Annotated in this window: 8 protein-coding genes and 1 CRISPR repeat array (1 of these 9 cut by a window edge); of the genes, 7 read left to right on the top strand and 1 reads right to left on the bottom strand. The window is 49.3% G+C overall.

The window, feature by feature from the left end; all coding sequences use genetic code 11:
• Positions 1 to 1,294: a CRISPR direct-repeat array (repeat unit 33 nt; unit sequence GTCGCACTCTGTATGGAGTGCGTGGATTGAAAT) (it extends 1,589 nt beyond the left edge of the window).
• Between the two features lie 259 nt (positions 1,295 to 1,553).
• Positions 1,554 to 3,290: a methyl-accepting chemotaxis protein gene (locus J2Z28_RS08295; protein ID WP_211082033.1), complete on the bottom strand. Its 1,737-nt coding sequence runs from the start codon at positions 3,288 to 3,290 to the stop codon at positions 1,554 to 1,556.
• 582 nt (positions 3,291 to 3,872) lie between these two features.
• Here J2Z28_RS08295 and J2Z28_RS08290 point away from each other — a divergent pair.
• From J2Z28_RS08290 to J2Z28_RS08260, 7 genes are read left to right on the top strand one after another with little or no spacing between them, the layout of a single operon-like run.
• Positions 3,873 to 4,082, top strand: a complete 210-nt coding sequence (locus J2Z28_RS08290) for a tautomerase family protein (protein WP_036672500.1) — start codon at positions 3,873 to 3,875, stop codon at positions 4,080 to 4,082.
• Between the two features lie 56 nt (positions 4,083 to 4,138).
• Positions 4,139 to 5,056 carry an ABC transporter permease gene (locus J2Z28_RS08285; RefSeq protein ID WP_237176915.1) on the top strand — a complete coding sequence of 306 codons (918 nt, stop codon included), beginning with the start codon at positions 4,139 to 4,141 and terminating at the stop codon, positions 5,054 to 5,056.
• 12 nt (positions 5,057 to 5,068) lie between these two features.
• Positions 5,069 to 5,947, top strand: coding sequence for a carbohydrate ABC transporter permease (locus J2Z28_RS08280; protein ID WP_036672498.1), 879 nt, complete (start codon positions 5,069 to 5,071; stop codon positions 5,945 to 5,947).
• A gap of 42 nt (positions 5,948 to 5,989) precedes the next feature.
• Positions 5,990 to 7,027 (top strand): response regulator transcription factor, encoded by a 1,038-nt coding sequence (locus J2Z28_RS08275; protein ID WP_211081891.1) that lies wholly within the window; start codon positions 5,990 to 5,992, stop codon positions 7,025 to 7,027.
• A complete protein-coding gene (locus tag J2Z28_RS08270; protein ID WP_211081890.1) occupies positions 7,024 to 8,862 on the top strand; it encodes a cache domain-containing sensor histidine kinase in 1,839 nt (612 codons plus the stop codon). Before J2Z28_RS08275 ends, J2Z28_RS08270 begins: the two co-directional genes overlap by 4 nt.
• Positions 8,863 to 8,893: 31 nt before the next feature.
• The gene (locus J2Z28_RS08265; protein WP_211081889.1) at positions 8,894 to 9,661 is read left to right on the top strand and encodes an SDR family NAD(P)-dependent oxidoreductase; all 768 of its coding nucleotides are present in this window, start codon (positions 8,894 to 8,896) and stop codon (positions 9,659 to 9,661) included.
• Positions 9,662 to 9,695: 34 nt separating this feature from the next.
• Entirely contained in the window at positions 9,696 to 12,107 is a 2,412-nt protein-coding gene (locus J2Z28_RS08260; protein WP_211081888.1) for a DUF4962 domain-containing protein, read from the top strand.
• The last annotated feature ends 278 nt before the right edge of the window (positions 12,108 to 12,385 follow it).

The following is a 12,385-nucleotide window of genomic DNA, read 5'->3' as shown; positions in this document are numbered from 1 at the left end:
GAAATATCTTGATATGAGGAAAGTCTATCGGTGAGGGTTTTGTCGCACTCTGTATGGAGTGCGTGGATTGAAATGATATCAGTCTTTGTGTCCACTTCGTATTGGACGGTCGCACTCTGTATGGAGTGCGTGGATTGAAATAGAATCTGCAATTCGACACTGAGTATACCGTCACGAGTCGCACTCTGTATGGAGTGCGTGGATTGAAATATACACTATTTTGGAGCGTCAGGTGAAGGAGTATGTCGCACTCTGTATGGAGTGCGTGGATTGAAATAGATAATCAGGCAAGGCCTCCTCCTAGAGTGTGATGTCGCACTCTGTATGGAGTGCGTGGATTGAAATCTCCAGTGCCGCAACCAAGAATGCCGGGTCAGACAGGTCGCACTCTGTATGGAGTGCGTGGATTGAAATATTTGATGCCGAACCTCCCAGGCAGCGCGATGAGTCGCACTCTGTATGGAGTGCGTGGATTGAAATTCCATGGAGGTCAGCGTCGCATCGTTACCTCCGAGTCGCACTCTGTATGGAGTGCGTGGATTGAAATTCGGCTGTGTTATCAGACTGTCCCATGGAGCTAGTCGCACTCTGTATGGAGTGCGTGGATTGAAATAGGAGGTTAATTTTTAATGACATTTACAGATCCTAGTCGCACTCTGTATGGAGTGCGTGGATTGAAATCCATTCAATATTTTCCATGGGTTGACCCCTCCGTGGTCGCACTCTGTATGGAGTGCGTGGATTGAAATAGATTGATGTCTGGCACAACTCGAATACGTCTAAAGTCGCACTCTGTATGGAGTGCGTGGATTGAAATAAAGGTACATACGATCAATTTGTTAAAGGTGCTGTCGCACTCTGTATGGAGTGCGTGGATTGAAATTTCGGTATAGTCAGTAGATGTATTCTCACGGTCGAGTCGCACTCTGTATGGAGTGCGTGGATTTAAATCATGAGATCCCTGCCCAATATGCACTCTCTAGGGTCGCACTCTGTATGGAGTGCGTGGATTGAAATAGAACTGCCCGACCAAACACTACCATACTCTCGCAAGTCGCACTCTGTATGGAGTGCGTGGATTGAAATATCCACGTTGCCGTCACGTACTGACTCCGGTCCGCGTCGCACTCTGTATGGAGTGCGTGGATTGAAATGAACTCGGCAAGGAGATACGCTTTTACGTAGACGGTAAAGTTGCACTCTGTATGGAGCGCGTGGATTGAAATCAATTGGATACGGTTGTTTGTAATACGATCAGTAAGTCGCACTCTGTATGGAGTGCGTGAATTGAAATTGGGTAAGAGGTAGAGCACTGCTTCGTTATCTAACTGTGCTCCTAATACCACTAATGAATTCACACGATGAGGTATACCCAAAAGCGAAGAATGAGACAGGGATTTTTTTATGTGTACCCCTTCACTTTTTAACTCGGCTTTGGTGAAGAGACCAAGAGGATTATATATGCACCAAAAATGAAGCTTCATTAAAAAAACACCAGGGCTTCGAGTTAAATCACTCATAAGCCCTGGTGTTTTTACGGTATCCTATTGCTTCTATTCTGCGCGTACTTTAAAGAATGAGATCAGTTCTTGAAGTTGCTCGGATACAACCGAGAGTTCATCGGAGGCACTCACAATGGCAGCCATGGAGGCTTCCTGCTCATCAATTGACTGCTCAATTTGTTTACTGCTGCTTGCTGCCTTGCTGACATTGGCAGACAGTTCATCGGCTGTGGCAGACATTTCTTGTGTGCTTGCTGAGATCTCTTCAGTAGAACTGGAGATATCCTGAATCTGGTTTGCAACTTTATTCGTAGCAGTCAGAATATTCTCGAAAAATACGCCAGTCTCTTGGGTAACTTCCAAGCCTTTGGTAACTTCCTTGGAACCCAACTGCATCGCCTCGGAAGACTGAATGATATCCCGTTGAATTTCTTCAATTAACTGTCGAATTTGCTTCGCTGATTCCTGCGATTGCTCTGCAAGGTTACGTACCTCACCTGCAACCACCGCAAAACCTCTTCCTTCTTCACCTGCGCGGGCTGCCTCAATTGAAGCGTTAAGTGCAAGCAAGTTGGTTTGTCCAGCAATCTCCGTAATCACGTTAACAATGTTGCTAATCTGGTTCGAGTTATTTTCCAAAGACTGAATCGAATTTGACGTATTTTGGACCGCACCCGAGATCAGGCGCATCTGCTCAATGACTTGTTGCATCACCACATTACCTGTGCTGGAGCGCTGCTCCATGCTGAGTGCTTCATCTGCCACATCGGCTGAGCTGCTGGCGATCGTCTGCACTACCGTTGACATCTCTGTCATGGCACGTGCGTTCTCCACAGTGGCTTTGTCTTGTGACACCAGTCCAGTAGATATTTCTCGAATATTGGTGCTGATGGATTGAATGTTCACATTATTTTTCTCGGAAATGCCCAGTAGTTGTTTGGAAGATTCCGAGAGGTGATGTGAAGCATTCTGTACTTTATAGATGGTTGTATTGAAGCGATGGATCATCGCATTAAACTTCTCGTTGATGATACCCAGATCATCTCGCCCGGTATCGATGGTTACGTCCAGATTACCCGTGCTGACTTCTTCGATACCTTTCATCAGATTGCGGATCGGAAGCAACGTTCTTTTCAGCAAAATGAATTGTAACACCATGAATAGGATCAGGAAACCGATTAGGAACATCAAACCGTACGTAAGCAGTTTGTTCAGACCTTTTGGAACGGCACTTGCATCTACATCGAAGTAAAGAGCAGCGTACATGGAACCATCTGCGTTATTAATCGGATAGATCAGAGTGGTCCAGGTTCCGTACTCATCCGTGTAGAAATCACTGAAGGCAGGCTTTCCGTCCTTTTTCATCTGTTCCAGTACTACGACGTTATTCTGAGGCAGCGGGTACATGGCACCTGCGGGCAGGTTACCTTCCTCGAATGGTTCCAACAGATTCGTTGGAATCGCGATGATGGACGTTCCGTTTCCTTGCTCAAGTTCTGAACCAAAAATGTACGCTTGCGCGATGTTTGGATAGAATTCATGGATGGAATCGAGATAAGCTTTCATTTCCAGCTGTACAGGACCGGAATAGCTTTTTTCCTTAGCCGCTTCTGCCACTTTGGCAGTGTCGAGATCATCGTACCATTTCTGGGTGATGACGGTAGCTTGGTCGTGCAACTGTTCAACCAAGATATTTTTTTGCAATTGATACGCGGCAGTAATCAGAATTACACCGATCAACATGATGCTGCCGAATGAAATCACCAAATTTTTGATGAAGAAAGGCATGGTACTCCAGCGAAGCTTATTAAACAAGATGGTTCACTCCTTCTACGATTGTGAAAATGTACTATACCTGGATGGGGAGGCTATACGCTATGTAATCTAACGAATGTCTAGTGAATCGATATCGTGCAACTTCTATAATTCTGGATTCTGCTGTTGTTACATGACATTCTCTCATTGGTTCAGGGTACTTCCTACGTTGCTTCAATTTCTACTTCGCTTATAGGACCCCCAGGTAAGCTACTTCCTAAAGTATATCGTTATAAAGTCATATTAATATTAGCTTTATGAACAAAAATAGTTCTAAGGTACCGGTTCCGTGGACGTATTTTTCGTTTTATTTCTTTAATATTACGTTTATTAATGCAAGGTTCTAGTGAGATAGATAAAATTAATTACTATATATCCCAAAAATAAGATGTTCCAAGAGGTCCCCATTCGTAAGCGGGCTTTTTGGGCTTACTTGTCATGACCTAAAGAAAACACAAGTGAATGAAAAGACAGTCCATTGTTGCCCTTCCGCAGGAACGCTAAGATGAAGTTGTTAAAGCGTTTACATCACGTAATGAAGGGAGCTTAAATCGGATGCCAGAAATTACGATCAGGCTGTATGAAGGCAGGACGGATGAGCAAAAGCAGGAGATCGTGGAGGTGTTTACACGCGAGCTCTCACGTATTATCGACCGGGAGCCGGATTACATCTCCATCGAGTTCAATGAAATCCCTTGGGACGAGAACGTTCCTGATAACTTGAAAAGCGCGCAATCACAGAAGCAGGGAGGGGAGAAGACGTGAAGCCGGCAGATATCGTGCCACCAAGCCGGGGTGCAACCGGACTTCACTCGTCTAGTCTGGGCGCTCGGCTCGGAGATGCGGGACGTTATCTGTGGCGATACCGGATATTATATCTGCTCTCCTTACCGGGTATCCTGTATTTTTTCCTCTTCAAATATGTACCTTTATTCGGTTCAGTGATTGCCTTTCAGAACTACAACATTTTCAAAGGCATCACCGGAAGTGATTGGGTAGGCCTGGAGCATTTCCAGAAGATGTTCAGCCATTATGATTTTTTAAGAATCCTTAATAACACACTTCTGCTTGGACTATATGATCTCGTGATTGCATTCCCGGTACCGATCTTACTGGCGATTCTGCTGAATGAAGTGCGGATGATTGTGTTTAAGCGTTTGCTGCAAACGATTGTATACATGCCTCACTTTCTGTCCTGGGTCGTCATTAGCGGTATCTTCATGGGTATTTTCTCGATGGATGCCGGGGTGGTCAACAAGGCACTTGGATTTCTGGGCATGCAACCGATCTACTTCTTGGGAGAAGACTCGTACATTCGTTCCATTCTGATCGGTTCCGGGATCTGGCGCGACTCCGGGTACGGCACGATTATTTTCCTGGCTGCCATTGCGGGCATCAATCCCGATCTGTATGAGGCGGCAGAGGTAGATGGAGCTGGACGTTTGAAGCAAATATGGTCGATTACTCTGCCATCCTTGCTGCCAACGATTATGATTTTATTGCTACTGCACATCGGGAAGTTCCTTGATCTGGGCTTTGAGCGTGTGTTTGTATTCCTGAATCCGCTCAATCTGGAATCTGGCGAGATTCTCGATACGTACATCTACAAAGCCGGGCTTCTCTCCCAGCAATACAGCTATACAACAGCCATCGGATTGTTCAAGTCGGTCGTGGGCTTGATGCTTATTCTACTCGGTAACTTCTTTAGCAAAAAAACAACCGGCGAAAGCCTGTATTAGGAGGCGAGATGGATGCGTACCCCCAGTGTCCGTTACCGTATATTTCGCATTGGAAATCTCGTTTTTCTTACGCTGCTCTCGTTAACGATGATTCTGCCTTTCATTAATGTGCTGGCCCAGTCACTTAGCAGCTCGGAAGCGATCATGGGCGGAAAGGTTAGCTTCTGGCCTGTAGCTTTTACCTGGATCAATTACGAATATGTATTCGGCGATGCTGCCTTCTGGCGGGCCTTTGCGGTATCGGTTGGGGTAACGTTAGTGGGTACGCTGGTCAATCTCGCCGCAACGGCATCACTCGCGTATCCCGTGTCCCGTCCAGAGTACAAAGGGCGTTCACTGGTCGTTATGTTTGTCCTGATAACCGTTGTATTCTCGGCACCGCTCATTCCGAACTTCATCCTGATGAAAGAGTTACACCTAGTCAACAATCCACTGGTGCTGATTGTGCCAGGAGCGATTAACGCCTTTAACTTTTTCGTCATGCGTTCGTTCTTCTCACAGCTGCCGGGTGAACTGATCGACGCCGCCCGCATCGATGGCTGTGGGGAGTTTGGCATCATCTGGCGTATCGTTATTCCATTGTCCAAACCGGCGATGGCATCACTCGGCATTTTCTATGCAGTGGGCCACTGGAATGCGTATTCCACCGCGCTTTATTATCTGAATGATCCGGCCTGGTGGCCGATCCAGGTCACACTCAAGAAGCTGTTTGAGAGTGACGATATTTCCGTCGATCCCGGTTCTGCCGTCTATAGCACCCTTGCACATACATCGCCGGAAGGCATCAAAATGGCAACCATTATCATCGCCACCTTGCCAATCATTATCATATACCCTTTCCTGCAAAAGCATTTTGTAAAAGGAATCATGGTCGGCTCCGTCAAATCTTAACTACAAGCAGCATACAGATCTGACGGAAACGGGGGAATGGCGATGTTCAGAATCTTGATTACGGACGATGAGCCAATGATTCGGATGGGTCTGGCGAAGATGATCAAGCAAGCAGGACTGTTTGATTGTGAGATCCGGCAGGCGGCGCATGGGGAAGAGGCCCTTCAGGTGGTAAAGGACTTTCGACCACACATCCTGTTCACGGATATTCGCATGCCAACGATGGATGGCATTGAGTTGTGCCGACGTTTATCCGAGCAAGGCAGTACGATGCGCATTATTGTAGTCTCCGGTTATTCAGACTTTGAATATGCAAGAGCCTGTATGGATTATGGGGTAAAGCGATATCTGCTCAAGCCAGTGGGACGACAGGAGCTTCATGAACTGCTGCTCAAATTGCTGGCCTCCGAAGAGGACAAACCTACGGTATCCCTTGTACCCGTGAGGGAGCTGAATGATTGGGCCATGCGTCTGGAAGAGGCTATATGGGAGTTAAGGCAATCCGATGTGACGGAGCTGCTCGCAGCATGGTCGAATCGTTATCCGGCATATGCCCTGATGCCTGAGCAGACAGCGGAGCTTTTTCAGGAATTGCTGGAATTGATTGTGGCCCGAATGAATGCACGGGGAAATGGAACGATGAGTACGTCCAGTAAGATTATTGTAAGCGCTTCCTCAAAAGAGTGCTTTGAGGCTCTGGGCAACGAAATCCAGACGTTGATGAATAGGATCAAGGAAAAACGCAGCGGCAAGCGCAAGCATCCGGTAGAAGAAGCAAAAGCTTATCTGGAGAAGCACTTGCGCCGGGAAGTGTCACTGGACGAGATTGCTTCCAAGCTTGGGCTGAATCCATCCTACTTCAGCCAACTGTTCAAGCAGACGACCGGTCAGACCTTTATCCAATACCGGATACGCAGCAAAATGGAACTGGCCAAACGCATGCTGGAACAGCCGGGCAACCGGATTACGGATATATCCTACGAAGTGGGGTATGCGGATCATCCCCATTTTACCAAGACATTCAAGAAAATTACCGGACTGACCCCGTCCGAATATCGCAGTAAGTTGGGCATTGAATGATGAAGCGCAGCCTGTCGATCCGCCTGTTCTTTCATTTTGCCATCGTCATTACGTTGTCCCTGTCTGCCATTGGCTTATTCACCTATACCTATGCCTCAACTGAGATGAACGATCAGCTGGCGGACAACATCGCCCAAACGATGCGTAATACGGCGTACCAGACCGATCTGTATTTGCAAAATTATGATCGCGCGACTTACTCCATCCTCTCAAATGGAAGTGTGAAGCACCTCCTCGATATGAGTTCGGAGGACAGTTATGCCTATTACGAGTATAGCCGTCAGATTAAAAGAAACGTGTTCCCGCCTGTTTTTATGTTATATCCACAGATCAAGTTCCTGTATGTTATCGGGGAGAACGGGCGGGTTGTCATCGATGACAACCAGAATTCAGCGGGCATACCCGATATCGATGCTGCACAGCAGTATAAGCAGTTGCTCGCTGCAACCCCTGCGAATGGCGAATCGACTTTGCTCACCCGCAGTATTCGCAGTGGACAGAATGCAAACGTCATTACGATTGCGCGCCGGATCAGGGGGGGGTCCTCCTATACACCAAACGGAGTGCTGGCGATGGAAGTGAATGTGCTGGAACTTGATAACATCTGGGGAGAACTCGACCTCGGTCAAGGGGGCTATCAGTATGTGATGGATCAGAACGGAAATGTTATCTACACTTCTGGGGACGAGGAGGCGCAGACCGTGATGTCGTCCAGCACCGTGGATAGACTTATGCACATGGAGGCAGGGTCTCTGGAACAGAACACGGATGGTACCAAGCGGCTGTTTATATCGGAGCTATCTGCCTATTCGGGCTGGCGCTTTGTTGCTTCCGTGCCGTTGTCGGAACTTCAAAGGCCGATTGCAACGATCCGCTCAGCTACATTATGGGTTGGTGCAGGGACCTTGCTCGCTGCGCTTGTGGTGGCCTACCGGATCGGAGCATCTCAAGTAGAACCCATTCGTGTGCTGATGAACGGAATGAGACAGACGGAGAAGGGAATCTGGAACAAGGTGGAGATGAAGGAAAGGCGCGATGAGATCGGAGTGCTGATTCGCAGCTATAATCTGATGGTCAGCCGTTTGTCGGACATGATTGAGAGTGTATATGAGTCGGAGCTGCACCGCCAGAAGTCGGAAATTGAGCTACAGCAGGAAGCGTTGGAACGACACCGTGCGGAATTTCAGGCGCTCCAGTTGCAGATCAATCCGCATTTTCTCTACAACACATTGGAGACGATCAAATGTTATGCCGTTGTACAGGATTCCGAAGAAATTACGCAGATGGTGGAATCGATGGCTCATATGCTCCGTTATTCCATTCAGACCAATCTGGAGGAAATTACGGTTGCCAATGAGCTGAAGCATGTGCTGGCCTACCTTTCCATCATGAAACATCGCATGGATCGGGAGCTTGAAGTTGAGGTCATCATTGCACCGGATCTGTTGTTGGAAAAAATGGTTCGTCTCACCCTCCAGCCTCTGGTGGAAAATGTGCTGCAACATGCGTTTCCACGTGGCATGGAACCGGGTCATTTCATCCGCATCGATGCTCGGCGTCTGGAAGATCGATTTCTTGTCATCGTTCAGGATAATGGCATGGGCATGAGCAATGCACGTCTGGAGAAGCTGCGTCGCCGTCTGGAACTGAACCGTCTGGCAGGTGAAGACACCGATGATGTTTATCATCGCGGCGGGATCGGACTTATGAATGTACATCGCCGGATTCAGCTCGTATTTGGAGAAACATACGGCTTGATGATGGAGAGTGAGGAAGGTATGGGAACGACCATTACGATGGCCCTTCCGGCGGACCAGCACAGCAAGCGAATTTAATTCAAACCATTAACAAGGAGGAAGATAGAATATGAATATCAATTTACAGAACAAAATCGCATTGGTAACAGGTTCCAGTGGAGGGATTGGTGCTGCTATTGCTGGAGCGTTAGCTCGTTGCGGGGCGAAGGTCGCTGTGAATGGTCTGCATAATATGGAGCGGGCGGAGGAAGTTGTGACTGCCATCCGGGATGCTGGTGGTGAAGCGGCGGCATTTCAGGCAGATGTGACGGATACGGATGCGATCAGAGCGATGGTTGAAGAGATTACACTCCGTTTCGGCGGTCCAATTGACCTGTTGGTTAACAACGCGGGACATCTGGTGGAGCGGAGCCCCATTGAAACGATGAGTGAGGAGCTGTACAGCCGAATTATGGATGTCAATCTGAAGAGCACCGTCTTTGTCTCCAAAGCAGTCATTCCTGGCATGAGGGCGGCTGGTGGCGGACGAATTATCAATCTGACCTCCGTAGCGGCCCATAATGGGGGCGGGCCGGGTGCAGCGATTTACGCAGCATCCAAGGCGGCTGTCATGGCGTTAACCAAAGGGCTTGCCAAAGAGCTTGCCCCGGGCGGGATTACGGTGAATGCGCTCTCCCCGGGCTTCATCGGACAGACGGCTTTCCATGCTACGTTCACCTCGGCAGAAGGTCGGTCTTCTGCGGTAAGTAGCATCCCGCTTGGACGGGAAGGGACTCCCGATGATGTCGCAGGAGCGGCGTTGTACCTGTGTTCCGACCTGGGTTCTTTTATAACTGGAGAAACGCTTGAAATCAATGGCGGCATGTATATGCGTTGATGATACAACATTGTGATAAGGAGGGGACAAAACGATGGAAGTGAAGCGAAAGCTTGCAGAAAGATCGTTGTACCAACCCATCAGCGGGCCGTTCCATGTGGACTACGCCCCTGATGAACATACCGTTCTGGCAGAAAATCCGCCAAGGTTTACCTGGATGGCGGCACAGCAGGAGGATGAGAATGCCTATCTGCTGCAAGTGTCGGCGAGCCCTTCTTTTCAGGAAGCAGAGACGATGACCTTTGCGCCGCTCCCGTATAACTTTTTCACGCCAGACCGGGTGTTTGAACCCGGGGATTATTATTGGCGATATGCGCTGCTTGTAGATCATCCAGTGCAGCAAGGGAGCGATTCCGAAGCGGACGGCGTCTCACAGGGGAAGCAAGGGAGTGAAGCCGAAGGGCATGCCTCGCAAGGGAAGCAAGGGGAAATGTCGGCTTGGAGTGAGGTGCGGCGGTTCACTGTACCAGTGGGATTACCCGAGACACCGCTACCTTCCCGGGCGCAGCGATACGATTCCACAGACATGTCTCACCCCCGGCTGTGGCTTGGTGAGCGTGGGCTGAATGCACTTGCCGATGGTGTTGCGTCCGATTCCGCGTATTGCGGCTGGGATGCATTTATGGCAAATTCCGTGGAGCCGTGGGCCAACCGTGAGCCCATTCGCGAACCGCAGCCTTACCCGGAGAATAAACGTGTCGCCGCACTCTGGAGGCAAATGTATATTGACTGTCAGGAAGTGTTATATGCGATTCGTCATCTGAGTATCGCTGGGCGAGTGCTTCGAGATGAACGGCTGCTTGAAACGGCGAAAACTTGGCTGTTGCATGTGGCATCTTGGGATACGGAGGGAACGACCTCCCGCGATTATAATGACGAGGCGGCTTTTCGGGTTGCCGCTGGGCTTGCTTGGGGTTATGACTGGCTGCATGATGAGTTGAACAGTGAAGAGCAGGAAGTGGTAAGGCGCAGTTTGCTGCGGCGGACAGAACAGGTAGCCCAGCATGTGATGGTTCGCTCGAAGATTCATCATGTGCCCTATGACAGTCATGCGGTGCGTTCATTATCCTCCGTGCTTGTGCCCTGCTGTATGTCCTTGTTGCATGAGGAGCAGCAGGCTGCGCAGTGGCTGGATTATGCAATCGATTATTATGCCTGTCTGTACTCCCCTTGGGGAGGAAGTGATGGAGGCTGGGCAGAAGGTCCGATGTATTGGACAACAGGCATGGCCTATGTGACCGAAGCGATGAATTTGCTGCGAAACTATGCGGGCATCGACTTTTTCCGTCGACCATTCTTCCAGCGTACCGGAGATTTTCCTTTCTACGTGTACCCGCCCGATGCTCGGCGCGCCAGCTTTGGGGACCAGTCTACGCTGGGTGATCCGGTAAACTTGAAAACAGGTTATCTTGTCCGCCAACTGGCGGGGGTTACAGGCAACCGCTGGTACCAGTGGTACTTTGAGCGTGTACGTCAATCCGATCCGGGGACAGAGGGTGCTTTTTATAACTACGGTTGGTGGGACTTCCACTTTGACGAGCTGGTATATCGCCACGATTATCCGCAGGTGGAGGCAGAGTCGCCTGTGGACATCGAGCCGCTGAAGTGGTTCCGTGATGTGGGATGGGTAGCCATGCATCACCGGATGGAGGATCCGGATGAGCATATCATGCTGCTGCTCAAGTCAAGCCGTTACGGCTCGATCAGCCACAGTCATGCGGATCAGAACAGCTTTACTCTGCATGCATTCGGTGAGCCGCTCGCGGCGGATACGGGCTATTATATCGCGCACGGCAGCTCCTTCCACCGGGAATGGCGCAGGCAGACACGCTCCAAAAACAATCTGTTGATTGGCGGAGCAGGTCAGTATGCCGAGAACAATAAGGTGCTGAATATGGCCGCAACCGGGCAGATCGAAGAGGCCTATTGGCGGGACGGCGATGGTTATGTGCGCGCGGTAGCGACCGATGCCTATGCCAGCACCGTCCCCCATGTGAAGCGTGTTGTACGGGAGATTCATTTTCTGCAATCATCCTACTTCGTCATTGTGGACCAGATTGATCTGGAGAAACCGGACAGCGTTCAATGGCTGTTCCATGCACTGCACCCGCTAGAGCTGAAAGGGCAGAGCTTCCGTCTGAACGGTACTAAGGCGGGGCTTGAGGGGACATTTGTATATGCTTCCTCCGGTGAGCTAGCGCTTAGCCAGACGGATCAATTCGCAGAGGTGGACCCGGCAGAGTACGAAGGGCTGGACAGACATTATCATCTGAGCGCGGAAACGCGGCCTGCCACAAGTCATACAATTGTTACGCTGCTTGTACCATATAAGATCGAGGAGCCGAAGTATGTCCCCTATTTCATCGATGACCAGGATCACGGTATCCATCTCTATTTTACCGACAACGGTGTAACAAAAAAGATCGAGGTATCCAAGACGTACTAGATAAGATGAACTGAATATTTACACAAGAACGAAGAGTGCAGAACCCATCTGAAGAAGCGAAGTGTGCGCTAAAAGCTTTCTGTAAGAAAGCTACATCGGAAGCATATGCTTATCCCCGGATTTTTCCCTCTGAAAAGGGAATCAAAAAAATCTGGGGATAACAGCGATCGGAAGAGGGTACTGCAATCGCAGTGGCTGAGTGTAAAGTTTGTACGTTCAGTTTATATAGTGCTCTATATGACTGGATGCTGTGGAACGCTGAGTATGACCTAAAGAAA

This window comes from Paenibacillus xylanexedens, assembly GCF_017874615.1.
In the GTDB taxonomy this organism is placed as follows: domain Bacteria; phylum Bacillota; class Bacilli; order Paenibacillales; family Paenibacillaceae; genus Paenibacillus; species Paenibacillus xylanexedens.
The sequence above is the reverse complement of the archived record's forward strand: the minus strand, read 5'-3'. Positions and strand labels throughout refer to the sequence as shown.

Excerpts from the sequence above, each read along its gene's own strand:
- J2Z28_RS08275 (WP_211081891.1), top strand. The coding sequence starts at position 5,990 with ATGTTCAGAATCTTGATTACGGACGATGAGCCAATGATTCGGATGGGT.
- J2Z28_RS08265 (WP_211081889.1), top strand. The coding sequence starts at position 8,894 with ATGAATATCAATTTACAGAACAAAATCGCATTGGTAACAGGTTCCAGT.
- J2Z28_RS08295 (WP_211082033.1), bottom strand. The coding sequence starts at position 3,290 with ATGCCTTTCTTCATCAAAAATTTGGTGATTTCATTCGGCAGCATCATG.
- J2Z28_RS08290 (WP_036672500.1), top strand. The coding sequence starts at position 3,873 with ATGCCAGAAATTACGATCAGGCTGTATGAAGGCAGGACGGATGAGCAA.
- J2Z28_RS08280 (WP_036672498.1), top strand. The coding sequence starts at position 5,069 with ATGCGTACCCCCAGTGTCCGTTACCGTATATTTCGCATTGGAAATCTC.
- J2Z28_RS08270 (WP_211081890.1), top strand. The coding sequence starts at position 7,024 with ATGATGAAGCGCAGCCTGTCGATCCGCCTGTTCTTTCATTTTGCCATC.
- J2Z28_RS08260 (WP_211081888.1), top strand. The coding sequence starts at position 9,696 with ATGGAAGTGAAGCGAAAGCTTGCAGAAAGATCGTTGTACCAACCCATC.